Origin of the sequence: Paenibacillus zeirhizosphaerae (genome assembly GCF_030705605.1) — a bacterium.
GTDB classification, from domain to species: Bacteria; Bacillota; Bacilli; order Paenibacillales; family Paenibacillaceae; genus Paenibacillus; species Paenibacillus zeirhizosphaerae.
Map to the genome: position 1 here is coordinate 103,504 of NZ_JAPCKK010000011.1, position 24,436 is coordinate 127,939.

Annotated in this window: 29 protein-coding genes and 1 riboswitch; of the genes, 8 read left to right on the forward strand and 21 right to left on the reverse strand. The window is 53.8% G+C overall.

All coding sequences use genetic code 11. The features are described from left to right. Positions 1 to 11: 11 nt before the first annotated feature. The 14 genes from OIN60_RS05140 to OIN60_RS05205 all read right to left on the reverse strand — a co-directional run bounded on the left by OIN60_RS05140 (position 12) and on the right by OIN60_RS05205 (position 13,263). Positions 12 to 662, reverse strand: coding sequence for a precorrin-8X methylmutase (locus OIN60_RS05140; protein WP_305753781.1), 651 nt, complete (start codon positions 660 to 662; stop codon positions 12 to 14). Positions 663 to 688: 26 nt separating this feature from the next. Beyond that, positions 689 to 1,489 carry a precorrin-6A reductase gene (cobK, locus tag OIN60_RS05145; RefSeq protein ID WP_305753782.1) on the reverse strand — a complete coding sequence of 267 codons (801 nt, stop codon included), beginning with the start codon at positions 1,487 to 1,489 and terminating at the stop codon, positions 689 to 691. Then, positions 1,486 to 2,490, reverse strand: a complete 1,005-nt coding sequence (locus tag OIN60_RS05150; RefSeq protein WP_305753783.1) for a sirohydrochlorin chelatase — start codon at positions 2,488 to 2,490, stop codon at positions 1,486 to 1,488. The genes cobK and OIN60_RS05150 overlap by 4 nt, the downstream gene beginning before the upstream one ends. Before the next feature lie 46 nt (positions 2,491 to 2,536). Beyond that, positions 2,537 to 4,264, reverse strand: coding sequence for a precorrin-3B C(17)-methyltransferase (cobJ, locus tag OIN60_RS05155; protein WP_305753784.1), 1,728 nt, complete (start codon positions 4,262 to 4,264; stop codon positions 2,537 to 2,539). 15 nt (positions 4,265 to 4,279) lie between these two features. Next, entirely contained in the window at positions 4,280 to 5,116 is an 837-nt protein-coding gene (locus tag OIN60_RS05160; protein WP_305753785.1) for an energy-coupling factor ABC transporter ATP-binding protein, read from the reverse strand. A gap of 25 nt (positions 5,117 to 5,141) precedes the next feature. Continuing rightward, positions 5,142 to 5,924 (reverse strand): cobalt ECF transporter T component CbiQ, encoded by a 783-nt coding sequence (gene cbiQ, locus OIN60_RS05165; RefSeq protein ID WP_305753786.1) that lies wholly within the window; start codon positions 5,922 to 5,924, stop codon positions 5,142 to 5,144. Then, a complete protein-coding gene (locus OIN60_RS05170; protein WP_305753787.1) occupies positions 5,908 to 6,204 on the reverse strand; it encodes an energy-coupling factor ABC transporter substrate-binding protein in 297 nt (98 codons plus the stop codon). Before OIN60_RS05170 ends, cbiQ begins: the two co-directional genes overlap by 17 nt. Beyond that, positions 6,201 to 7,028 carry an energy-coupling factor ABC transporter permease gene (locus OIN60_RS05175; protein WP_370872378.1) on the reverse strand — a complete coding sequence of 276 codons (828 nt, stop codon included), beginning with the start codon at positions 7,026 to 7,028 and terminating at the stop codon, positions 6,201 to 6,203. The genes OIN60_RS05170 and OIN60_RS05175 overlap by 4 nt, the downstream gene beginning before the upstream one ends. A 217-nt stretch (positions 7,029 to 7,245) precedes the next feature. Further along, positions 7,246 to 7,435: riboswitch (cobalamin riboswitch) on the reverse strand. 80 nt (positions 7,436 to 7,515) lie between these two features. Then, on the reverse strand, positions 7,516 to 8,097 hold the full coding sequence (locus OIN60_RS05180) for an LOG family protein (RefSeq protein ID WP_305753789.1): 582 nt from the start codon (positions 8,095 to 8,097) through the stop codon (positions 7,516 to 7,518). Between the two features lie 144 nt (positions 8,098 to 8,241). Further along, entirely contained in the window at positions 8,242 to 9,081 is an 840-nt protein-coding gene (locus OIN60_RS05185) for a uroporphyrinogen-III synthase (protein WP_305753790.1), read from the reverse strand. Positions 9,082 to 9,155: 74 nt separating this feature from the next. Then, entirely contained in the window at positions 9,156 to 10,214 is a 1,059-nt protein-coding gene (locus OIN60_RS05190) for a GerAB/ArcD/ProY family transporter (RefSeq protein ID WP_305753791.1), read from the reverse strand. A gap of 45 nt (positions 10,215 to 10,259) precedes the next feature. Beyond that, positions 10,260 to 10,484: a hypothetical protein gene (locus OIN60_RS05195; protein ID WP_305753792.1), complete on the reverse strand. Its 225-nt coding sequence runs from the start codon at positions 10,482 to 10,484 to the stop codon at positions 10,260 to 10,262. Then, positions 10,477 to 11,661: a Ger(x)C family spore germination protein gene (locus OIN60_RS05200; RefSeq protein WP_305753793.1), complete on the reverse strand. Its 1,185-nt coding sequence runs from the start codon at positions 11,659 to 11,661 to the stop codon at positions 10,477 to 10,479. The genes OIN60_RS05195 and OIN60_RS05200 overlap by 8 nt, the downstream gene beginning before the upstream one ends. A gap of 3 nt (positions 11,662 to 11,664) precedes the next feature. Next, positions 11,665 to 13,263: a spore germination protein gene (locus OIN60_RS05205; RefSeq protein ID WP_370872379.1), complete on the reverse strand. Its 1,599-nt coding sequence runs from the start codon at positions 13,261 to 13,263 to the stop codon at positions 11,665 to 11,667. A 246-nt stretch (positions 13,264 to 13,509) separates the two neighbouring features. Here OIN60_RS05205 and OIN60_RS05210 point away from each other — a divergent pair, with 246 nt between their 5' ends. Then, positions 13,510 to 13,863 (forward strand): AbrB/MazE/SpoVT family DNA-binding domain-containing protein, encoded by a 354-nt coding sequence (locus tag OIN60_RS05210; RefSeq protein ID WP_305753794.1) that lies wholly within the window; start codon positions 13,510 to 13,512, stop codon positions 13,861 to 13,863. Next, positions 13,864 to 14,157: a type II toxin-antitoxin system RelE/ParE family toxin gene (locus OIN60_RS05215; RefSeq protein WP_305753795.1), complete on the forward strand. Its 294-nt coding sequence runs from the start codon at positions 13,864 to 13,866 to the stop codon at positions 14,155 to 14,157. A 68-nt stretch (positions 14,158 to 14,225) separates the two neighbouring features. Here OIN60_RS05215 and OIN60_RS05220 read toward each other — a convergent pair whose 3' ends face one another. The 7 genes from OIN60_RS05220 to OIN60_RS05250 all read right to left on the reverse strand — a co-directional run bounded on the left by OIN60_RS05220 (position 14,226) and on the right by OIN60_RS05250 (position 19,274). Continuing rightward, entirely contained in the window at positions 14,226 to 14,636 is a 411-nt protein-coding gene (locus OIN60_RS05220) for a DoxX family protein (protein WP_305754089.1), read from the reverse strand. Positions 14,637 to 14,732: 96 nt separating this feature from the next. Next, positions 14,733 to 15,593: a M56 family metallopeptidase gene (locus tag OIN60_RS05225; RefSeq protein WP_305753796.1), complete on the reverse strand. Its 861-nt coding sequence runs from the start codon at positions 15,591 to 15,593 to the stop codon at positions 14,733 to 14,735. 3 nt (positions 15,594 to 15,596) lie between these two features. Further along, a complete protein-coding gene (locus OIN60_RS05230) occupies positions 15,597 to 16,010 on the reverse strand; it encodes a BlaI/MecI/CopY family transcriptional regulator (protein ID WP_305753797.1) in 414 nt (137 codons plus the stop codon). 115 nt (positions 16,011 to 16,125) lie between these two features. Further along, positions 16,126 to 16,926, reverse strand: a complete 801-nt coding sequence (locus tag OIN60_RS05235) for a winged helix-turn-helix domain-containing protein (protein ID WP_305753798.1) — start codon at positions 16,924 to 16,926, stop codon at positions 16,126 to 16,128. Further along, the gene (locus OIN60_RS05240) at positions 16,902 to 17,297 is read right to left on the reverse strand and encodes a Fur family transcriptional regulator (RefSeq protein ID WP_305753799.1); all 396 of its coding nucleotides are present in this window, start codon (positions 17,295 to 17,297) and stop codon (positions 16,902 to 16,904) included. The genes OIN60_RS05235 and OIN60_RS05240 overlap by 25 nt, the downstream gene beginning before the upstream one ends. A gap of 293 nt (positions 17,298 to 17,590) precedes the next feature. Further along, positions 17,591 to 18,724 carry an NADH-dependent flavin oxidoreductase gene (locus OIN60_RS05245; protein WP_305753800.1) on the reverse strand — a complete coding sequence of 378 codons (1,134 nt, stop codon included), beginning with the start codon at positions 18,722 to 18,724 and terminating at the stop codon, positions 17,591 to 17,593. Positions 18,725 to 18,824: 100 nt separating this feature from the next. After that, entirely contained in the window at positions 18,825 to 19,274 is a 450-nt protein-coding gene (locus tag OIN60_RS05250; protein WP_370872400.1) for an Rrf2 family transcriptional regulator, read from the reverse strand. Positions 19,275 to 19,460: 186 nt separating this feature from the next. On the opposite strand from OIN60_RS05250, the gene OIN60_RS05255 reads away from it, so the two are divergent. The 6 genes from OIN60_RS05255 (at position 19,461) to OIN60_RS05280 (ending at position 24,380) form a co-directional block, all read left to right on the forward strand. Then, positions 19,461 to 21,398, forward strand: a complete 1,938-nt coding sequence (locus OIN60_RS05255) for an anaerobic ribonucleoside triphosphate reductase (protein WP_370872401.1) — start codon at positions 19,461 to 19,463, stop codon at positions 21,396 to 21,398. After that, positions 21,395 to 21,904, forward strand: coding sequence for an anaerobic ribonucleoside-triphosphate reductase activating protein (gene nrdG, locus OIN60_RS05260; RefSeq protein WP_305753803.1), 510 nt, complete (start codon positions 21,395 to 21,397; stop codon positions 21,902 to 21,904). Before OIN60_RS05255 ends, nrdG begins: the two co-directional genes overlap by 4 nt. A 100-nt stretch (positions 21,905 to 22,004) precedes the next feature. Continuing rightward, positions 22,005 to 22,388 (forward strand): DUF948 domain-containing protein, encoded by a 384-nt coding sequence (locus tag OIN60_RS05265; protein ID WP_305753804.1) that lies wholly within the window; start codon positions 22,005 to 22,007, stop codon positions 22,386 to 22,388. Between the two features lie 231 nt (positions 22,389 to 22,619). Beyond that, complete coding sequence (locus tag OIN60_RS05270) at positions 22,620 to 22,949, forward strand: PadR family transcriptional regulator (RefSeq protein WP_305753805.1); 330 nt, start codon at positions 22,620 to 22,622, stop codon at positions 22,947 to 22,949. Then, complete coding sequence (locus OIN60_RS05275) at positions 22,942 to 23,493, forward strand: HAAS signaling domain-containing protein (RefSeq protein WP_305754090.1); 552 nt, start codon at positions 22,942 to 22,944, stop codon at positions 23,491 to 23,493. Before OIN60_RS05270 ends, OIN60_RS05275 begins: the two co-directional genes overlap by 8 nt. A gap of 2 nt (positions 23,494 to 23,495) precedes the next feature. Further along, on the forward strand, positions 23,496 to 24,380 hold the full coding sequence (locus OIN60_RS05280; protein WP_305753806.1) for a DUF4097 family beta strand repeat-containing protein: 885 nt from the start codon (positions 23,496 to 23,498) through the stop codon (positions 24,378 to 24,380). The last annotated feature ends 56 nt before the right edge of the window (positions 24,381 to 24,436 follow it).

Sequence of the window (24,436 nt, forward strand, 5' to 3'; positions counted from 1 at the left end):
CTGCGCCCCGGCTACTCTTCGCGCACCGCCATCAGCGACAGCGCATTGATCGCCGCCACGACGATAGTGCTGCCGCCCTTGCGTCCGATATTCGTGATGAACGGAATATCCAGCTTGCGCAGCTCGTCCTTCGATTCGGCAGCCGACACGAAGCCGACAGGCATGCCGATAATCAGCCCCGGCTTAGCCTCACCGTTCTTCACGAGCCGGATCAGCTCCAGCAATGCGGTCGGGGCGTTCCCGATGGCGTAAATGCCGCCATCCGTCTGCTGGATCGCCTTGCGCATGGAGATGATGGCGCGTGTCGTATTTAACCGCTTCGCTTCCTCCATGACGTCAGGATCGGATATATATACGTTCACATCCATACCGAACCGCTTCAGCCGATCCTTGCTGACGCCCGCCTGAATCATTTGCACGTCGGCCACAAGTGGCTGTCCTGCCCGAATGGCCTTTATTCCAGCCTCGATGGCCTGTGGGTGAAACACCATGCTGCGGCCAAGCTCGAAATCGGCGGATGCGTGAATGACCCGCTGCACGACAGGATACTCTTTATCCGAGAAGGGATGCTCTCCCAGCTCCTCCGTAATCATCTCAAAGCTTTTGCCCTCAATTTCCTGGGGCTGCACTGTGAGCGGTTTAAAATCGGTTTTAAAATCCATAACCCATCCACTCCCTTATTATCAGTCTAATTCCATCCACCGTGCGGCTCCTGACGCTGCAGGCTCAAAACACGCCCAAGCTCCTCCAATATGCCGTCAAAATGGTCATACACCGTACCGAAGTTCACCTCAGGCCGGGAAATCAGCACGACACGGATACCCGCGTCCAGAGCGGCCTGCACCTTTTCGTCAACCGCGCCAATACGCCCGCTTTCTTTAGTCACCATGACGGTAGTGCCGAAATGCTGGTATAACGCCTCGTTGAGCTCTCGTGAGAAAGGACCCTGCATGGCGATAATGTTCTTCTGTTCCATGCCAAGCCGGCTGCACTTCTCCATATTGTCCAGACGCGGAAGCATGCGCGCCACCAGCCGGATATCCGGCTCGCCAAGCAGCCGTTCGGTGAAAATCTCCAGCGTCTTGCTGCCCGTCGTCAGCATAATGGACCCTTTCAGAGAGCGGGCAGTGTCAGCCGCCTCCTCATAGGAAGAAACGACATGCAGCAGCGGATGATCATCATAAGCCAGTCCCGCCCGTTCAAAACGGATATAGGGAAGGCCGCATTCCTTGGCGGCCTCCATGGCGTTCGCATGCGCCTCCTCGGCAAACGGATGGCTGGCGTCCACAATTACCCGGACAGCCTTCTCCGCCATTTGTGCCTTCATATCTGCCGCGGTCAAACGTCCGGTTCTGGCCTCCAGTCCGGCAGCGCGCAGGCTGGCTGCCGCGCTGTCCGTCACGACGGAGGTGAGCACACGGTAGCCGCCGCTCTGAATTCGCAGCGCCAGCTCTCTGGCATCACTTGTTCCGCACAACATGAAGATCATAGGCCGTTCACCTTTTTCGCAGCCTGGTCTGCGGTGTTATGCGTATGCTCATGATCATGGTGGTGATCATGGTGGTGATCATGGTGATGGTCATGATGGTGATCGTGATCATGGTCGTGATGGTGATCATGTCCATGGTCGTGATCATGATGGTGATGATGATGCTCCTGGGCCACCAGACGGTACTGGCAGTTGTCGCAGTTGGCAAATACCCGTCCGTGCAGTCCCTCGTGAACACGCTCCAGCACCAGCTCCACCAGACGCGGATGGAACCCGAAGTAGCCGCCGATTTCCACCTGCACCTCCGGATGCGCCTCCGCAAATTCCAGAGTCATATCGTTGATTTTTTTGATTAGGACGCCTGTAAAAAGAAAATAAGGAAGGACGATAATTTTTTTGGCGCCAAGCCGCAGACAGCGTTCCAGTCCCTCCGGATAGGAAGGCCGGGTTACACCGATAAAGCAGCTCTCCGCCCAAGCATACGGCAGCTTTTCCCACAGCATTCGTGTCATTTTGAAGAAATCGCTGTTGGCATCCGGATCGCTGCTGCCCCGGCCCAGAACCAGCACCGCTGTATCCTGATCCGACACCTCGGCTTCAGACACCGCCCCTCGGCCCGCTCCCGCCACTGCTGCCACGGGCTGCGCTTCAGCAAGCCTGCTCTGCAGAATTTCTATAATTTTCTCGTGCACCCCAATGGGACGCCCGTATACAAACTCGATTTCCGGGTACTTGGCCTTGGCACGGTCAATAGCCATCGGGATGTCGATCTTGGCATGCCCTGCCGCAAATAAAATAATCGGAACAAGCACGATACGGCTCGCCCCCCGGGCCGCACAGGCTGCGATACCCTCGGAAATCGTCGGGCCCGTCAGTTCCAGAAAACAAGTCTCCACCAGCGTATCCGGTGACTTGGCCGCCACGCTCCGTGCGAATTCCAGTAGCTCCTGGTTCCCCTCTGGGTCCCGGCTTCCATGTCCGATCAGCAAGATTGCATTCATTATTACACTTCTCTCCCTTCAATCTGTATATCAATTATCCTGTATATCAATCACCGCATACCGGATTAACCTCGACGGTAACGGGAGCATCCTCATGACGGAACCCGCCTACAACACCCACCCGCTTGAAAAATTTGTGGAAGCGCTCGTTCGGATGTCCCTTTTCTTTGAACTCCGCCACGATGCCTTCCACGATGTCCGCAATTTGATCTACGGGAATCCCTTCCGCGACAGGCTGTGCCGGATGGGCGTTCCTGCCGAATTTTTTGCCTCCCAGGAACAGGTCGTATCCACCTTTGCGGTACACGATGCCGATGTCCTCCAGCACTGCGCCGTAACAGGCCATAGCGCAGCCGTTCAGCGCAATACTCGTTTCCTTCGGGGCAGACAGGCCGCCGAGAGCAACCTGCAGCCGCTCAGCCACCGGCACAGCGTCGTCCTTCTCCAGGTTGCAGAAATCACACGCCTTCACCTTGATGACATCGCCTACCGGCATAATGATCAGCTTCGCCTCCTGCAGGCGTGCGACCAGCGCATCCGGGTCGGCACACGGCACGCGCAGGATAATCTGGTGATCTGTCGTATACTCCAGTTCACCTTCCTCGCCTGCGGCGTCCGCGAGCAGCGCCATCTGACGGGCGCTGAATTTCTTGTTGCCCACGCCTGGGGCAACGCCGATCTCGAACAGCGCCGGCTTGCCGTGGCTAGGCGCTGTCCCTGACGCCGCCGCAGATACCGGCGGCGCCTGGCCGCTCCAGCGGACGGCTGCGTCCTCCGGCAGCCGCCCGCCGGCGGCCAGACGGCCGAGCGCCTCTGCGGCCAGCTCGGCCGGGCCGGGTGCAGCCGCAGGTGCAAGCGGCTGCTCCGGCCGTTCCAGCACGGCTGTGCTCTGCGCCTGCCGTGCTGCCGCCGGTGCGGCGGCTGCCTCGCCAGCTCCGCCCGCGCTCAGCGACCACGGCTCCGCTTCCGGCCGCAGCCGCTCGTGCGGCTTGAGCGGCTGCTCCGCCGAGCCCAGCGTATACTTGCGCTGGTAGCCGCGCGGCGTGACGATCAATCCGTCATACACCATAGTTGACGAATTACCGATAATGACGGTTGTCAACATACCGATATCATGATTGAGCATGTCTTCCAGCGTAGTGACGATAACCTGCTGGCGATCCCGATAGGCGCTTTTTACCAGTCCGACCGGTGTCTTGGGGTCACGGTACCGGAGGAGAACCGCCTGGGTCTCCACGATCTGCCGAGTACGCCGGCCGCTACGCGGATTGTACAAAGCGATGACGAAATCCGCAGACGCCGCCGCCTCCACACGTCGGATAATGGTCTCCCATGGTGTAAGATGATCGCTGAGACTGATCGTGCACGCATCATGCATGACAGGCGCTCCCAGCAGCGATGCGCAGGATTGAATGGCGGAGATACCCGGAACGACCTCAACCTCAACCCCGTCACTCCGCCGCCAGCCTTTTTCCATTAGCACTTCATAGATCAAGCCTGCCATGCCGTAGACGCCCGCATCTCCGCTGGAGATAACGGCCACCTTCCGTCCGGCCTCCGCCTGCCGTACAGCTTCCTGGGCGCGGCTTACTTCTTCTGTCATGCCTGTACGGACGATCTCCTGTCCGTTCAGTAGCGGACGGATCAAATCAACGTAGGTGTTATAACCGATAATGACTTCGCTCTCGGCGAGCGCATCCAGCGCGCGCTTCGTAATATGCTCCATATCTCCCGGTCCGAAACCGATCACCAGTAGCTTGCCAAGCTTATTCATATGACTCCTCCTCCATCACACAAGATCGTTGGCCAGATAGGCCTTGAATTGCTCCGTATTGCGCGGAACGGGACGTCCTTCCCGCAGACCAACAGGCAGACTGTCCCACAAATCCGCAAGCAGGGGCATTTCCAGCCCAAGCTCTTCTATAAGCTCCTTGTGCGCAAATATCGTATCTGGCGGGCCTTGCATCCGGCAGGCTCCCCGGTCGAGAACGACAATCCAATCCGCCCAGCTATATGCCGTATCCATATCATGGGTAGCCATGACGACCGTCACCCCGGCACGGTGGATCTCACCAATGCTCTGCAGCAGGAGCCTCTCGGAGACCGGGTCCAGATAAGAAGCTGGTTCATCCAACAAAATCACCTCAGGCTCCATCGCGAACACGCCCGCAAGCGCCGTTCTCTTCTTCTGCCCCAGACTCAGGTGGTGGATGGGCCTGTCGGCCAGCTCCAGCAAGCCGAGCCGCGCAAGTGCCGATTCCGTGCGATGCCGGATGGTCCCTTCATCCATGCCGGCGTTGCGGAGACCGAAGGCCACGTCCTCACGGGGCGTATTCAGAATCAACTGCTGCTCCGGGTCCTGCAGCACCAGTCCGACGGCCCGGCGCAGCTCCTGAAGCCCCTTGCGCCCATAATCCAAAGCTTTTCCACCGCAGAATACCCTGCCGCCCTGCGGCTTCAGGATGCCGACCGCATGCAAAAACAGCGTCGATTTCCCCGATCCGTTATGTCCGAGCACCGCTGTCTTCATCCCCTTCGGAATGCGCAGCGACATGCCGGCCAGCGCGGCCGCTTTAGCATCCGGGTAGGTGTAGCTTACGTCCTGCCATTCCAATACCAGCTCCACCGCGTTCACCTTCCTGTATTTCAATTCAGTTCCACACGCGGAAAAGAAGCTCGGCACCCGCCAACAGCGCTGTACCGATCCAACCTTCCGCTCTGTAACGCGTCGGCATCGGCGTCGAAGCATCCGGCCCCATACGGATCGTACCTTCATACCCCCGCACGGCGAATCCGATAGCGGCCCCGCGGTACCTCTCCATCGTTTTTGCAAATAATCTGCCCGCAAGAGCGGCGGTATCCGCAACAGCAGCCCGGAAGCCTCTGCTTCCGCCACGGACACTGCGGGCCAGCATCATGCCTGAGGCCGTATCCCCCAGCAGAAACAGAAATCTGTACATAATCAGCGTCAATTCAATCACCACAGCCGGCAGCCGCAGCTTTTCCATCACCTTCAGCAGACCTGCAAAGGGCGTCGTGAGGATCAGGAAGAGAAAACAGGATAGGCAGGCTCCTACCCGCAGCAGCAAGTGTTCCGCCCGCACAACCGCTTCAGGAGTAACCAGCAGCACCTGCTCTCCCCAGCCCAGCAGCACCATCCCCTGTGCGGAGCTCGGCGCAGCCTCAATCAGCAGCGCCGGCAGACTCAGCATGTAGAAGAGCAGTGAGGCGGCCGTCAGGGAAGCATAAGGCTTCCATGGAATCCCGCCATACCTTATCGTCCATAGTGCAAGCCACATCCATACGGCCACCTGCACAAGAGGATGGCCGATATAGGCCGTCACAAACATGACTGCAGCAAAGCCGCTTTTCCAGAACGGTGAGCGTCCGCTGAACGTTCCGCGGTAAGATAGTGAATCAATCCTTCTGAGCATCCGTCCGGCGGGTATCCTTTCTACCCTTGAACAGCCCGATGACATAACCGATCATTCCCGCGCCGAGTGCGGCCTGCAGGGCAAACAGCATACTTTCCGTTTCCGGCGGCGGCTCCAGCAGCGGCTGGAACCACGGGATGTATTGGGGATTGATCTGTGTGATCGCCTCTTCGGCAGCGCCGTCCGCGCCCCCGAAGTCGCCATTAACCAGCAGCAGCGGCAGAGCTGCCAGCAGGATGACGGCCAGCAGCGCAAAGCCTGTGATCATTCGTGTCTTCATGACGGTTCAGCCTCCTTCATACCGCGCCGAAGCACGGATAGTTCATTCGGACTGTGTGCTTTAAGCCATTTCCACAGCAAAACCGTCAGCAGACCCTCACTAACCGCAAGCGGAAGCTGCGTAACGGCGAATATGCCGCCGAACTTCAGGAACGACGCCCAGATTCCACCGTGTACGGAAGGAAAAGCAACGGAAAGCTGCACGGAAGTAACCAGATAAGTCGTCATATCGGCAATAGCAGCAGCGGCAAAGACGGCGAGCCACTCTTTGCGCGCTGTTTTCATCAGCAATCTGTAAGCCGCATAACCCGCAAACGGGCCAGCCACCGCCATGGAGAACGCATTCGCTCCCAGGGTCGTAATCCCTCCGTGCGCCAGCAGAACCGCTTGAAACATCAGCACGATGGAGCCGATTACACTCATCGGCAAGGGACCGAGCATAACAGCGCCCAGGCCTGTGCCTGTCGGATGAGAGCTGCTTCCCGTTACAGACGGCAGCTTCAGCGCGGACAATACGAACGTAAATGCCCCCGCCAATCCAAGCATCAGCTTCAGCTCAGGAGCCTCCCTGGTCAGCCGGGTCACGCTGCGAACCCCAAAAGCAAAAAACGGGATAAATACAGCCCACCAGAACAACGCCCAACCGATAGGCAAAAACCCCTCCATGATATGCATGGCATAAACCTGCTGCGGGCTCGCTGCCAGAAAATAAAGCGTGAACACTGCAGTCAGCAGCGCAAGCCCGAGGCCTTTTCTTCGTTTAAGCAACAGAACCCCTCCATTCTCAAAATTCGTTTTATTCAAGGCCAGCCAAAAAAGCCCCATCCTGTCCGGATGGGGCTGTATGTACGCAATTCAGTTTCAGGTCGCCCGGGTAGCCTTAAATAAGGCTCCTTACGCATAGCTTGCCCGTAACCCGGCAGGAAGGAGATAAAAATCATATTCTTCCTCATCACCCGCAGGGTAAAATATTCATAGAACATCGGGAGCTTGCGCTGGCTCGTCTAACTGATCCGTACACCACTCCTTTCCGCGAAGGATTACGGTGCATACAGGCAAGGTAGGTCTCCTGGCTTCGGTTCATCGGCTTTCTTCGTCTTCCCCGGGTGTCGTTCGAGTGACATGTTGAAGAAATACCTCCCCATTACAGTGGCGGGACCGCTCGGGACTTGCACCCGATTCCCTGTTACCCTTTGCTCCTCAGCAAAGGCACCCTGCCTGGTCGCTTTTCTATTGTGAGTCCATCATAACCCTGCCTTTGCGGAAAGCGCAAGCATGAAAACAGTGCTTTCCTTGATCCATTTCACATCCGTCAGACGTTTTCCGCATCACCGGTCCGCTGGAGAGACAGGGCGTCATGCGAGCTCATTTTCTTGACCAGCTCTTCGGCATCTTCCTCAAGCATGATCAGATTCAGATGCGTCCGGCCCGCAAACCCTTCCTGCACGCTATGGCGAATGAGCTCCATCAACGGGTTATAGTAGCCGTTTACATTTAAAAGTCCGACAGGCTTGCTGTGCAGACCGATCTGCGCCCAGCACAGCACCTCGAACAATTCTTCAAAGGTGCCAATCCCTCCCGGAAGCGCTATAAAACCGTCGGCCATCCGATGCATCGTCGCCTTGCGTTCATGCATGTCCTTGACCCCGATAAACTCCGTCAGCCCCTCGTGCACGATCTCCCGCCGAAACAATGCTGTAGGCATGATGCCCGTCACCTCTCCGCCGCTTGCCAGCGCGGCATTGGCTGCCGTGCCCATAAGCCCGAAGCTGGAGCCTCCGTATATAAGGCGCAGCCCGCGGCGCGCGATGTGCTCCCCGAGCCTGGCAGCCTGCTCCCTGTACTCCGGGGCTACCCCGTCGTTGGAGCCTGCAAACACACAAATCGACTTCATGATTCAGCACCTCTCTATATATATTCAGCAGCAGCATCCATTAGTCATCTAATTTCAGCTTTCTCGTTGTATCATATCATAATTCAAAAGGGGTGCCGCAGATCAACAGACCTTCTGGCACCCCTTTTTTTGGAAAGTATAGAATTATTCATTTCCCAACCCATATCCGTTGGCAATACCGGACTCGAAGTATCTTCCCAGCTCGACCATCATGCTGCCCATACGCTCTTCGGCAGGCACGACAATACGATCAATTCCTTCCTCCAGCATCGCCTGTGCCGTAACTTTCCCGACCGAGACTGCGACAATATCGTCGCGGAAGGCGGTCAATACCTCGTCCATGACGCCGCGGCTGTGCGCATATTCGGCCAGAAAACGGATTTGCGGGCCACTGGTAAACGCAACAGCATCCACCTGCCGCTGCAGAATATCCTGGACAAGGTCTTCCAAATCCTTCGTTTCCGGCGGAATATGCTTGTAAGGAAGCACCTGGCGGACATGGGCTCCCTGCTCCTGCAGCCATTCGACCAGACGCGGGGCGGGGTCCCCATGCAGCTGTAGGATCACTTGCTTATCCTTCAGATTATAGGGGGCAAAAGCACGGATCAGCCCGGTTGTGCTTCCGTCATCGTCTCGTACCACCGGAATCAATCCGCGTTTTTTTAATGCGTTCACCGTTTTATAGCCGCGCGCCGCAAGCTGCGATGCTGCCAGCAGCTCCTGCAGCCGTTCGGTAGCTCCCATTTCATCAGCCATATTATAGAGAGCGTCCAGACCCATGCCTGTCGTCAGCAGAGTCCAATCCGGCGGAGAGGCCAGCCACGATTCAATGCCAGCGCGGAGCTCGGCATCATCCAGGAACACGGTCCCCTGCGCCGGACGCAGCAGCGCCGTTCCCCCCATTTTCTCCACCAACAACTTCATTTCCTCCGATTTACGCGGTCCTGCCAAGGCTACGGTCTTGCCTGCCATACGCAATGCCATAAAGCTCCTCCTTGCTGCTCGTACGTTTGGGTACAAGTATACAGTTCGGCGCAAAAAAGGCAACAGCAAATTGCTCACACTTTCTTCGGATGCAGTATAACGAGGAACACAACGGGCAGCACCACATAGAAGATCAGGACGTATACTGTCCATTCCCTGCTGAAAGCAAAAACCTGCGGCAGATTTTCGAAAAACCAAAAGGTGCACACAAATCCCAGGATTCCTATCGGTAGAACCGTAAGCTCACCCTTGACAGCAGGCAGCAGCCGCCTTGAAGCACTGCACAGCACATACAGGTCAAAACCCACTTTGATGATGACCGTTGGCAGTGTCGCTGCTGCAATCAGCAGATCGAACCTATCCAGAAAATCCGTAACTTGCAGTTGCCGGGCAATTTCGTAGGACGGGAAGGTCAGGCGAGCCGTAATCAGCGGGCCGAGCACGGTCTGCTGCAGTATCAGCAGAATCATGAGCAGCAGCGTGCCGCCCAGGACCCCGCCAAGCCCGCTGCGGAGCCGGTAATTTTTCCCGGACAGTACATAGGGAAGCACTGCCAGATCAGCCATGTAAGCCAGCATGTGCCAGCTTCCACGGACAAAGCCTTCGGGATTGAAATCAAACATAGGCCGCAGAAGCGACAGATCCATCGCTTTTCCCAAAGCAATCGGCAGAACCAGCGCCGTAGCTATAAGGAAAGGAATAAACATTTCCGCCATGCCAACCAACGTGCCGATCCCCCCCCGAACCATAAAGATGATCGTAATCAGCAGAAAAAAAGCGGTCGCAATAATTGGTGTCAAAGGCAGCAGCGTAATCGTTACATGATCCGTCAACATTCTCAAGTCTCTTGCCATTACAACCAGGTTGAATACGAAGTACAAAAGCACCAGCAGCCGTCCAAAGGCGGGAAACCGGGAAATCAGGGCCGCAAACAAATCCTGATCAGAAAACCGTCTCTGCACCCTGCGCAATACCCAAACAGAAAACGCCAGCACCAGAGCGGCGGGCAGAGGGGTTAGGAACATGTGCTGCTCAGCCTCAGCCGCCTGTGCCGGCGCATGAAACGACGTGACCGTTATACTCATCAGAATGCCAAGAAAAACAATCTGTCTTGTTGTGAAATGCTTCGTCATCTTCATTCCTCCTTCCCGGCCGAAAATCTTTCCAGAAGCTCTCCCTTAGGGCAGAGGAACCAGCGCATCAATCACATGGGCTAGCAGCACCGAAGGGTGAAGCAGGGACGATGAGTTACTTGTTTCACAAAGCCAGATGACAAAGCTGACCGCATAGATACTATAAGCAAACCAGCAATTTGCTGGGGATGAATTTTTCAGCTTTTTCCGGTCCATCACATACATGAGCACAATAATCAACAGCATCGGAATGACAAGCTTGTCAATCATGAGTTTGATCCTCCATTAACCCAAAGGGCTTCGTAATTGCGCCTATGTTCTCAATATGCACATTCGTCCGGACCTCAACTTCAACGTCCGGATACAGCGTAGACCAGCGTTCCCTTACTCGATCCCAAACTTTCGGAAGATTCGTTTTAAGTACCCTGCCAAAGCCCAAAGCATCAGATTGGTAATCCCGTTGTACAACCCGGATGCTTTCCTCGACATTTTGGCGGATCAGATCCTCCGCTTCGTGCTCAAGCCATTTGATGCTCCGGGGCAGTTCCATATTGTAAGTGGACTCATTCTCGCTCAGCTCCCCCTTGACGCGCAGGTTAAGGATCATCTTGATCTCATCACCTTGTACAGAAGGCTTGATCTTAACGTCGGTTTCGTTTAACAGCAGCGTGAGCTCACCTTCTCCCTCAGGCGGCTCTATGATGAATTCCGTCGAATTGGTCTGATCCATAGCAAGCAGCAGCCCCCTCGCCAGTCCATGGCTTACCGTACCGGTCATCCTGTCTCCCTGGAACACGGCCAGGCCTTTGATTTTGATATTTTTTTTATTATCCTTCCAGCCTTTCGGCAAACTATCTACAAGCCCGACAACAGGCACTACAGGATCGACACCCTCGCTCAGCATGGTGTGCATTAGAAGCTTCAGGTTGCGCGGTTCCTTCATATAAGTATAGGCCAGCTCACGTACCATCTCTGCAGGATACTGCTCAATCGGCGCCTGAGCCCTAAAAATATCGGATCCGCGTCCCTCGGCAACTACGATAAGGGCAGAAAGCCTGTTCTCCGGGCTACGGGCCAGTACATCGGTCAGGCGGGCAATTCCCTCCCTGGCCATATCCGCTCCTATAATGAGCGTCCGTCGGTGTGAATAGTTAAGCTCCCTTGACACATTCTCCTGTTCCTTGTCATGCACCTCCCGCATCGTCTTTCCCGTCTTCGATTCCAGGTAATAGGATTTATCCCCGCTCGTGCCTCCCCCTCCTCCCGAAGTGCCTGCAGTGCTGAGCTGGCTGGGCAAGGCAATTTGCAGTGTAGCCCTATATTCCTCTCCTTCTTTATCCACAGCGGTTCCCAGGACAAATGCGACATCATTGATCTCCTTGCGGTCCCAACAGCCCCCTAGCAGGCATGAACATATCAGCAGAAGCAGTACTTTTCCCGCCCACATGGATTACCACTCCTTATCCTTGGGTTGTTCCCCGTTCATGCCCCTTTTTTGCCGTTGCTGATTGTTCGGCACAAGCCAGGCAGGGCGGCTGATCATGTTCCACCATGGTGTCCGGACCAGAATGTCCTTCTGATCGGAGTGACTGTAAGGGCTGAATCCAGCCAGATAAGGCATCCCGAAGGAGGTTAATTTGGTCAAATGGACGGTGATCAGAACCGTGCCGATGATGATCCCGAACAGCCCGAAGGCCCCAGCCAGAATCATGAGCGGAAAACGCAGCATCCGAACCGTAATGGCAAAGTTAAAGCGTGGAATCGTAAAAGATGCGATCCCGGTCAGCGAGACGATGATCACAACAGGCGCCGAAACAATGCCTGCCTGCACCGCCGCCTGCCCGATTACGAGTGCCCCGAGAATGCTCACCGCCTGTCCCACGGTCTTCGGCAGCCGAATCCCGGCCTCCCGCAGCGCTTCAAAGGATACTTCCATCATCATCGCCTCGACAATCGCCGGAAAAGGAATGGATTCACGGGCTGCGGCTATGCTCAGAATCAGGGTTGTAGGAAGCATATCCTGGTGGAAGGTCGTCACCGCAATGTACAGGGCAGGCAGGAAGAGAGCAATGGTCAGAAAAAAAAATCGAATCCAGCGCACCATATTGCTGATAAAAAAACGTTCGTAATAGTCCTCGCTGGCCTGCATCATTTGCCACATCGTTACCGGTCCGATCAATGCAAACGGGGTACCGTCAACGAGTATGGCGAACCGTCCTTCCATAAGCTGGGCGACCACCGTGTCCGGCCGTTCCGTATACTGCATTTGCGGAAAAGGCGAGTGAGGGTGGTCTTCAATCAGTTCTTCAATATAACCGGTTTCCAGTACGGCATCGATCTTGATTTGATGCAGTCTTTGTTTCACATCCTCAATCAGTTTTTCACTGGCCATCCCCTCCATGTAGGCAAGCGCAACGCTGGTCTTGGTCTGTTCTCCGAGAGTAAGAGCGTATAGCTTGAACATGGGATTCTTCAGCTTGAAACGCAGCAGGGCCGTATTCACCCGCAGGGTCTCGGTGAAGCCCTCACGCGGCCCGCGGATGACTGCTTCAGTCTCAGGCTCCTGCACACCGCGCCGTGCGCCGCCTTTCACACTGAACAGATAGGCTGTCGCCGAACCCGCCAAAAACAATACGGCGTTGGCATCTAGTACAGCCTCCGTGACCTGCTGGAATTGATCCGTTGACTTGACCTGGGAGAGTGAGACCCGCATCTCGTCCACCGGCTCCAGATGCACCTTTGTCCCTTCGTTTGTCTCGATCAGCGCTTGGATGACAGGCTGCAGGATATGCATCTGCAAATCCTCAGTTTTGACCGTCCCCTCCAGAAAAACCAACAACCCCCTGCGGCCCGGTGCCACCGTAAGCTTCCGGAAAATGATATCCGAGCAATCACGCAAAATATCCTTCATCGCCTTCTCATTTTCTTCAAGGCTGCTGCTCAACGGTCGTTCAAGCCACTTCATTTCCGGCAGCTTTGGGGCAGGTTGCTTGCTCCGATTTACTGCAGGCTGCTTTCTTCCCTTCCAGGGAAATCTGATCTTCTTCATCCGCCCTCCTCCTTCACTGCTCCTTACTTGGCCAAATGTGGTTCCACAGGTTAGGATGTGTCTTGCCAGGTAAATTTATGTACATAAGACGCTCCGAGAACAAAGCATCCTTAGCGGCTCTTCTGTATCAAAGTTCTTAGGTGAAAAACACTATTCAAACGACTAAATATCGTTTACTATAAGTAAAGAAACAAAGAAGTAAAGAAAGGGTATATTATGACAATAACGAATGAGGCGGTGGAACATGTGGAATGGAAACGTGCACGAGTCTCCCAAAAACGCCAAGTCACAATACCTCAAAAACTTTTTGAACAAGCAGGCATCAAAGACGAAGTAGAATTTGGCATTAAGGGCCGAAACATAATTATGCGCCCGGTACGTGAGAATATAGGAAATGATTATTTTGGGGATTTGATTTTAGCTGATCTCATTCAAGAAGGATATAAGGAACAGGAATTGCTGACTAAGTTCCGTGAAAGACAGGCCGAATTGCACGGAGCTGTAAAAACACTAATTGCCGAATCCGTACAGACTGCTCGTGACTACAATGGCACCGATGATGAAACGGATGAATTGTTTGGCGACGTTATGGGGGATTAAATGTTACCCGTCACATATCTCGCTCCAGCGAAAAAATATTTCAAAAAGCTAGTTGAAAAACCACTTAAAAAACGCTATTTAGATGCAATTGATGCAATAAGAATGGATCCTTATATAGGAGAGCAAAAAACAGGCGACTTAACAGGTGTGTATGGTTACGACGTATCGTATCAAGGCACTAATTATGAGATTGCTTATCGAGTTGAAGAAAATGATGACGGGGAACTTGTCGTCGTTATTTTGGCGGGTTCCAGGGAGAATTTCTATGAAGAATTGAAACGTTATACAAAATAAAAAAGACCGAACCGGTGTGATCATTTGCCCGGTTCGGTCCTTCTTTTGTGTCTAAGAAGCTATCCTAATTAAACGGTTTGGGTGTTGCTGACTCCGGATCTTTTGCGGGCAATGACCGCATCCACCGAATACGCTCCTGCGCCGGTAAGTAGCTGCTGCAACGAGCCGAACAGAACGATCAGATCAAATTCAATCGCCATAAACCCTTGGCCAAACTTGGCGGTCAGCAGCACGCCAATCATAACCGCCGTCAGCGCGGCACCGGCAAAACGCGTGCCCAAGCCCAAAACGAGCAGAATACCGCCAACAAGCTCGATCGCGGCTACGGTCGGAGCGAGAAAGCCTGGAAGTCCGAGGCTCTGGAAGAACCCTGTCGTCCCGCCAAGTCCCTGGAATTTCTGTGCACCGTGAACGATAAAAATGATGCCCGTCATCCATCTAACCAGCAGTAATCCTAAGCTTGTCATGGTTTGATTCATCATCAATACTCCTCCTTTTTAATCACTACTTGGTGTAGTGTAATAATCAAAAAAAATGAACTTCTCTTTGTATACATCTTCTATTCGCGCGCACACCTAGATTAGCGCAAGCGCGAATAGAATGGACAGCAGAGACAATACATACAATGATATCATGACAGGCCTCCGAGGCAGCTTGGGCACCAGCGCCTGGTGCGGGTCCAGAATCCGCGAGATCCGGTAATTAATCGAAGTCTCCGCGAATGAAGAGCACACGGCTGTCATCAGCGGATTGGGGGCACCACGTGAAGGATTGCGCAGCAGCTTCAGCAGAGCGCTGCCGATCCCGGCCGGCGTTCCAGTACGGTTAATGGCTTCATTATCCGCCAGAATTTCACGGGCTGTCTTATAATGCTCCAGAATATGCCGAAGGACGGGAACATAGAACAACAGGGACGAACACATCTGCAGCAGCCAGGTTTTCAATGGATCGTAATGGAGCATGTGGTAGGCTTCATGGTAGACAACCGCCGCTTCTTCTTCCCGATCCAGCATGGACAACAGTCTGGAGGACAGTACAATCTTCGGCGAAAGCAAACCCATCGTGAAGGCTGCGGGCTTATCGTAATCAATAACCCAAATCCTGCTTCCCAGCTTCTCATACCTTGCGCCTAATTGCTCTGTCATCTGCTGATTGCGCATGCTGTCCAGCCGCAGAAATGCTTTCCTTGTTGCGATGCATTGACGTACGGCAAGCCATCCGGCCACTGCAAAGGTTAGTGCGACCAGCCATGTCAGACCATCGACTAGGTAATCGATGCCGAAGGCATGCAGCAACTGCCTGCAAATTTGAAAAACATTAAAGTTCAAATCCCAGCCGAACGCGATATGTCCGCCGTACATCCCCATTTGCAGCAGGATGACGCCCGACAAGCCTATCCCGGCTGTAAATAGCAGTTTGGATCGCGTTTTCCACATGGCTCACGATTCCTTTTTCCATTGTTTGATTTTTTGTTCAAGCCGTTCAATCAGGGCCGGATCGGCTTCTTCCAAGGCATCAATCATATGGTTGACCGCAAGCGGCCCGAACTGCTCAATCAGCTCATGGCTGAGCTCCTTCGACTGCTCGTCCATAAATGTCTCCCGGCTTTGCACCGGACGGTACAGCGAGGTGCGTCCGCGAAGCTGCTTGCTGAGCACGCCTTTGTCCACCAAACGGTTCATCACGGTCATCACGGTATTGAAGCTAATGTCCTTGTCATGCTCCAGCAGCGTCTGCACCTCCTTGATGCTCCGGTCAGGCGCATCCCATAAAATATCCATAATGCGGGATTCCAGCGGTCCGAAAAAATGATTCAGCCCGCTCTCTCCAGTCTTAAAGTTCAGTCTTCTCATCCTGCACACCTCTCACACTACCCATTGTAGTGATGAGCGATATGGAAGTCAACTGCCAAAACATAGCGGATTATAAAAAAAGCGGGGCTCTTCACGAGACCCCGCTTCCATTCTGTTAATCGGCCAATCTGTAGCCTACGCCTCTTACCGTGGTAATATAATGAGGTGCCGCCGCATTGTCACCCAGCTTCTTTCTGAGACTCTTGACATGCACGTCCACCACATTGCTGCCGCCGATAAAGTCCGTATCCCAAATATCATGCATCATCTGTTCGCGGGAAATGACACGGCCCTGAGCTTCAATCAGCTTGAGCAGCAGATCATATTCCGTCTTGGTCAGGCCAATCAGCCGCTCTCCCTGATACACTGTCATTTTACCGCGATCAATCCATATATCCTTGAACACGATGCGCGATCCGGAGACAGCCTGTTCCTTCTGTCCCAGCCGCCCGCTCAGTATACGTTCAATCCGCTGCACCGGTCGGGTGGAAGCCGCCGGCCAGCTCACAAGCTCTTCATGAGGCAGTTGCTGCTGGGCAGCCTCCATCAGAGCATCATTCACAAGGTATATGCGTGGTCTTGCCCCCTCCTCCAGGGATTCATGCCACAGCTTCAACTCGAACGCATCTTCAAAGACGGTTGCGTCAAAAAGAATCAGATCTGGAGACAATTGCGCCTGCAGCTCAGGACTCCAGCGGTGAAACGCCATCACATCATAACAAGCATCCGTCAGCATCCGAACCCATACCTGCACAACACCCGGAACAGCGCTGATCAGCGCGATCCGCCGTGTAGTTGTACATTGTAAAGGCTGATTAGCCGGCGCGGGTGCTGTCGGGGCAAAGCGCGCCCGCACAGTCCCTGGCAGCCGAACTCTTGTCACCGCTTGGTTTACCTGATTCGTTTGCTTTGGCATTCCGGACACACCCCTCCGAATACGACATGAGCATGAGCAATATCATACCCCGTTTCAGCAGAAACTTCCTTCACCCACTCCGACGGAACCACGCTCATCACTTCATCCACCCGTCCGCACACCTGACAGATGACATGCTGATGATCATCCATACGCCCGTCATAACGGCTGGCCGCTTCACCGAGCTTCAGCTCACGAATCAGCTCTTTATCCGTCAGATACCGCAACGAGTTATATACCGTGCCATAGGCCAAATTACAGCCCCGCTCCATCAGCCGGTTCATGACATCCGCTGCTGTCGGATGGTCATGAGATTCACGTACAACATCATACACAGCCTGCCGCTGTGAGGTTAAATTCAGAGATCTCATCCCGTGCATCTCCCTTTTATATCATAAAGTTATTTGATTAAAATCGATAACAGATTAGAATGATTATCGTTTATTGTTAGATCTAGTATAAATCTTATTTTATAGCTCGTCAATCCGTGGATAAACATCCTAATTCTTCATCAAACTATAGTCAATTATGCTTTATGGCGGCCGCGATCGTGCTGCTTCCTCCCGTACTGCCCCGGCCGCGGCATACAAGAAAAAAGCCGTGACCCCTGCAGAGCAGCAGATCACGGCTTTAACGTTCCTCTATATTGAATGGTTCATAGAGCTCAATCTTCAACCGGCACCCAGCCGGGGGCGTTCGTAACCATATTCCACAGAGGGGCAGGCATGACCAATGTCTCGCGTCCTGCCTGCCTGGATATTGCCTGCCGGATCTCCCCTTCGCGGCCGCCTTGGACTTTCTCCACCCAATGCGGCTCGACTAGGAGCTGACGGCCGAGTGCAATCAGCGGAACTCCGGTGTCAAGTGCTCTTGCTGCTTCCTCCGGCGTATGAATAGAGCCTACCCCGATCACAGCCACCCGGTCCCCTACCTTCTCATGAACCCGGACAGTCGGGAGACGGGTGTCATTCTGATCCCGAATCGAGCCCTCGAAGAAATTCATCGTGGACAGATGAATATAATCAATGGACTCATCCGCAATGCGGTCGACCAGATACAGCGAGTCTTCGATTGTAATCCCTGGCTCGTAATGCTCTTCAGGCGAAATACGATAACCGATGATGAAGGGGCGCTGCGCATGCTCTTTCACCGCTCTTTTCACCTCGGCCACTACAGCCAGCGGAAATGCGATTCGCTTTTCCAGACTGCCGCCCCATTGATCCTCACGCCGATTCGTATACGGAGAGAAGAACTGCTGAATGAGATAACGGTTGGCTCCGTGGATCTCTATACCATCGAAGCCCGCCTTGATGGCACGTCTCGTAGCCTCTCCGAAAGCCTGAATGACACGCTGGATATCCTCTGTTGTCATCTCGCGGGGAACAGGCAGGTCCTTGCCTTCCATATCCGTGTGTGCGATGGCGCTGGCACTGATTGGAGAGCCGCCTTTCAGCAGATGAAGAGGTGCAAGCCGTCCGGCATGGAACACCTGCAGAATCGCCTTGGCTCCTTCCGCGTGAATCGTATCGGCAAGCCGCGTCAAGCCTTCGATATGACGATCATCGTAGACGCCTACCTCGCCGTCGAACCCGATGCCGTCCTCGGTTACATTGGCTACGGCTGTAATGACCGCACCGACTCCCCCAGAGCGCTCGCGATAGTAAGCCAGTTCATCGTCGCTCACGTCTCCGTTCTCATGGGAAGCGCTGTTCGTCATGGGAGCCATAACGACCCGGTTTTTCAACTGAATGCCCGAAGCAGGCAGGGTAAAGGACTGGAATAACGAATCATGCTTCATTGTTTAAACTCCTCCTATACTTACCTATGTAATAAACGCCAAAAAAATATACTGTGGTTATAACAACCATAGTATATTAGATCATTATAATTATGTCCAATTAAATGTGCTGTGATTCGCTCTCACAACGCCGGACGAGGGAAGCCAGCGTGTAGGAATCCCATAACTCCAGCATCTTTTTTTCAGTCGCCTCGATAATTTCCGAGACAGCATCTGTTACATCCGTGCAAAATTCATTGTCCTCTGGTCTATGCAGAATGCCTGGACAGATGGGATCGCAAATCTCCACCGCCCGGTAAATATCCGCTAGTGTAATTTCATCGGCGGATCTGGCAAGCATATACCCGCCATCTCTTCCTTCTCTGGCCGTAACCATCTCCGCCTGCACAAGCCGGGTCAGAACACGTCTTACAAGCGTTACTTCGCTTCCGATCGCCCCTGCGATTTCCCCGCTTGAACACAACTCTCCGTCGTCTCTATTCAAATACACGAGCGCCTGAACGGCTACGCCAAGCCACTTGGGCGTCGCCGTCCGTGCTTTTTTTTCCATAGTCACAATAATGACACCCCTAATAATGTAAAAATCCGTTGTACTGCATTGTACGTGAAGAGAGCGTCAAGTTCAAGGCGGTCCCTTGCGCGGTGTGACCAACATCACATAACCCAATACAATATCTAGCTAAAATAAAGGGACTGTGTTCTACATATTGTGAAATCCGGAGGAACCTACATGAATATGCTGTCAGAACAAAATGTCCATGCCATTGGTGAACGGGTGATCGGAGCACGTGACCCCGACATCCTGCGTGAGAATGCCAATCTGAACGGGGAATCGTTCAGCGGCAAAATGAGCCGGCTGGGATCGGAATACGCCAAGTGGTATGCCCGGGAACACATTCTCCCGCGGGAGCTCCAACAAGCGATAGATCAGGGATATGTCTATGTCCATGATCTGGACCAGTATGCGCTTGGCACAACCAACTGTATCTTTATTCCTTTTGACAGACTGCTGGCACGAGGCTTCAATACCGGCAACGGCTCGGTGCGAACGCCACAGACCATCATGTCGGCTATGGCGCTGGTGGCCATTATTTTTCAGGCGCAGCAGAACAGCCAATTCGGCGGTGTATCCGCCAACAAGATCGACTGGGATCTTGCGCCTTATGTAGCCCGCTCTTTCCGACGGCATTTCAGCAAGGGGCAGCGGCTTTTTGATGAGGCGTTCTCCCTTGCGGACGAACAAATACATATAGAAAGTGGACATGCCCGGTTAGCCTGCCCCCGCTCCTATGCGTTCGCCATGGAAGAGACATGCACGGAAACGCGCCAGGCGGCGGAGTCCCTTATCCATAACCTGAATACGATGAGCAGCCGGGCTGGAGGACAGATCCCTTTTACCTCGCTGAATTACGGCATGTGTACTTCCCCGGAAGGAAGGCTTGTATCACACGCGCTGCTGGAAGCGACCATCAGCGGGCTTGGCGCCGGAGAGACGCCGGTGTTTCCACAGCATATTTTCCAGTGTAAGCAGGGGATCAATCAGGCTCCCGCCGATCCTAACTATGACCTGTTCCTGCTGGCCATCGAATGCTCCAGCAAACGGCTTTACCCGAACTTCGTCAACGTGGATGCTTCTTTTAATCTGCCGTATTACCGGGAAAATGACCCCGACACGATTATAGCGACCATGGGCTGTCGCACCCGTACCATCGGCGACCGGTTCGGCCGAAACCGCCAGAGCGGGAAAGGCAATCTTTCCTTTAATACAATCAATCTCCCGCGTATCGGCATAGAGCACGGCATATGCAGAGGAAACCGCAGCCATCCGGATATCAAGGGATTCTACGTCAAGCTGGAGCAAAGCATGAGCATTGCCGTGGAGGGGCTGATTCATCGGTACCGCATTCAGGCCAAGCAGCCTGCGAAGGCCTCCGATTTCATGATGAGGGAGGATGTATGGGAAGGTGGCGGACAGTTGTCTCCCGAGGAAGAGGTCGGCAGCCTGCTGAAGCATGGTACACTGGCCATCGGATTTATTGGGCTGGCCGAATGTATGAAGGCCATGTATGGCATGCACCATGGAGAGAACGATACAGTGCATAGGGAGGCGCAACGTGTCATTGCCGCGATACGGAGCTTCTGTGACCGGATGAGCGAAGCGTATGACCTGAATATTACCCTGTTTGCGACGCCCGCCGAAGGGCTTGCCGGCAAATTCACGAAAATGGATGTAGCGGATTTTGGCAGGATTGCAGAGGTTACGGACCGGGAGTACTATACCAACTCCTTTCATATTCCTGTTTATTACAAGCTGACAGCGGCCCGCAAAATTGATCTTGAAGCCCCATTCCATACTTACTGCAATGCTGGCGCCATCTCCTATGTTGAGCTGGACGGCAATGCCCGCAGCAACCCGGAAGCATTCCGCTCCATCGTGCAATATGCTCTCTCCCAGAATATCGGCTACTTCTCCATCAATCATCCGATTGACCGCTGCCCGGATTGCGGCTACGAAGGCATCATTGGCAGTGAATGCCCGCAATGCGGCGCGGAGGAGGGAATCACCCACTTTCAGCGGCTACGGCGCGTAACCGGATATCTGACCGGAGATTATACCGTCCGCTTTAACGTTGCCAAGCAGGCAGAGGTTCGAGACCGGGTGAAGCACCGATGAATTGGTGCGGCTATATTCCCGAATCGCTGAATGAAGGAAGCGGCCTGCGTTCAGTCGTATTCATCAGCGGCTGCCGTCACGCCTGTCCCGGCTGCTTTAACCCTGCCTCATGGAGCTTTCGTGCAGGGGAACCCTTTACCCGGGAGCTGCAGCAGTCCGTCATCCGGGAAGCGGCTGCCAACCCATTGCTGGACGGGCTTACGCTGTGCGGTGGCGACCCCTTTTTCTCGGCGGCGGACTGCATCCCGTTCGTGCGTGATTACAGAGCTACCTGCCCAGGCCACACGATCTGGGCATATACGGGCTTTACATTTGAGGTGCTGATCCAGGAGCCGAGCATGCTTGAGCTTGCCAGACTATGCGAGGTCATCGTGGACGGACCTTTTATTGAAGAAGAAAAGGATGTCTCCCTCCCCTTCCGGGGAAGCCGCAATCAGCGGTGTGTGGATGTTCACAGCAGCCTGGCGGCCGACCGGGTAATCGATTGGCAGCCTGTACCTCTATAATATAGCGCCGCACACCGTCTTCTTCAGCCTGGTAAATACAAATATTAGGCATAAAGCCCATGAACTTGTACATACCATGGTAGCAAAAGGAGGATGGTGTATGCCGGTTGAATTCAGTGTTTTCCTGATCGCCGTTGCTTTTGTCGGGCTGGTCATCAGCATCATCATGCTGCTGCGCAAAATGATGGTCTCCCTGGACGAAGCGAACAAAACGCTGGCCGAGGCACGAGCCACCCTCCGGGAGTTGAGCAGCGAGGCGGGCGACGTGCTCCAGCATGCCAACGAAATAGCCCTTGAGGTCAAGGACAAAATGCGGGCTATGGATTCCATCGTGAACTCCGCACATGATGTAGGCCAAATTCTGCACACCGTTACGGACACAGCCAGAAAAGCAGTGTCCGTGCTGAACCACGGCAGCCAGGCCGCATCGCCGGAATATGTGCCTACGAACAAAATTACAATTAAAAAGTCCCGCGACCGTTGAAGGTTTGTGGAGTCTGACCCTCCCCTAGCCGATAATGGCCCTGAACGCCGTTTCCGGCTTAAAGGGCTTTTTTCGCGTTTTCATACCCTCTCTTGTTTTTTACAAAACAGTACCTTGCATTATTCAATAGCTAATGATAAATTATACACAGCTACTATTATTCATTAATCAGTACTGAGTATTGGCCAATATAGACGTCAATTTAATTTACCCAATGAAGGAGTACGGCCTGTGAGTGTAAATATCCAGTTTAAAAAAGGAGTGCTGGAGCTATGTGTTCTTGTTTTGATCGGCCGCAGGGACCGCTACGGATATGAGCTTGTGCAGGCAGTCTCCCGGCATGTCGAGGTTGCGGAAGGTGCGCTGTATCCCCTTCTCCGGCGGCTCGTCAGCGAGGGCTTCTGCACCACCTATCTGCAGGAATCGACGGAAGGTCCTCCACGCAAGTATTATCGCCTGACCGATACAGGGCGGAAATACATGCACGAGCTGAAGCAGGATTGGAACGACTTTGTGCGCAATGTCGGAAATTTACTGGAGGAAAGGGATTTTGATGAATAGACAACAATTTTTGAATGAGCTTGAACAGCGCCTGGCACCTCTTCCTGCGGAAGCGAAGCATGAGCTCCTGGAGGATATGAACCAGCACTATGAGTTTGGCCTGCAGCAAGGCAAAAGCGAGGAGGAAATTTCGCGCGCCCTGGGACGCCCGGAGGATATCGCCAAGGAAGCTCTCGGTTATGCCGGTGCTCAGCCAGAAGCCTTCCGGCAGGCTAGACCTGCAGGGGATCGGGTGCGGACTTTTTTTACGGCCTGCGGTCTGATTTTCCTGAATCTGATTCTGGGATTGCCTTTGTTTGCGGTGTGCTGGACGTTGTGGGTTGCTCTTGGCGCAGTCATGACCGCTTTTACTCTGGCCCCTGCCGCAGTCGCCGCAGAAGTGATCGTATACCGCACCTTCAATATTTCCGAGTTTTTCCTCTCTCTGATCTTGACTGGCATCGGTATGCTCTTGTTCATCGCCGTCCGGTACTTGTTGAAGCATATGTTGAGAGCAACAGTTGCCTACTGGCATTGGAATATCAATACGATAAAGGGGAAGTAACCATGAACAAGAAAATTTCATTACTTGGTGCGGCTTGTATCATCATTGGTATAGCAGGACTGACGCTCTGGGGTTGGGGCTGGAATTCCTCTATATCCGGTCTTATCCCATCCTTAAAGCTTGGGGACCGGGATTTAATTGAACACGAACAGCGGTGGACTTTCTCCGACGGGGAACTGCAGGAACTGAAGCTGGCTTTCCCTCATGACGCCAACATCCAATTTACGGAGAGTGGCAGCGATGAGGGCTATGTAGCCTTGGAAGGAAGGCTTGAGGAAAATATCATTCAGCGGCTGCAGCAGACCCGGCTTGAAGGTGCAAAGCTGGGGCTTGATATGGAGCCAGAGCGGCAGCCGATTGAACTCTTCGCGTTCGGCCCGGGCTCCAGAAGCCAAATTACCGTTGCGGTGCCTCGTGGAACCGAACTCAGCCGATTAGATATTAAGGACACCTCGGGCAGTATTGAAGTGACGAATGCCAGAGTACAAGAGACCCACATAGAGCTTACTTCCGGTGACCTCAACATCCGTGATTTTAGAGGAGGGCAATTGGCCGTCAACATGACATCCGGTGACGTGTCCATTCAAGATGCGAAAGCGGCTGTCAATCTTGAGTTAACTTCCGGTGACATTGAATTGAAGGGACTCAGCGGTGATGGGGCTATCCGGTCGACTTCAGGAAGTGTTAGTGTCGAACAGCGGGAAGCAGGTAATCTGGACATTGAACTCAAGTCCGGAGATGTCGATATCCGCACCGCTCCCGCTTTCAAGGCGATTTATGATGTCCGTGCCAGCTCCGGTGAAGTTGAAGCCCCTGTTTCTTCTCCAGGCGCCACCAACGTCATTAAAGTGAATACAACATCGGGAGATATCAGAATCAGCGAGTAGGCTCTTCCCTCCTCCTGCCTCCGTTTGTTTTCCCCAGGAAGAAATCGGTATAATAA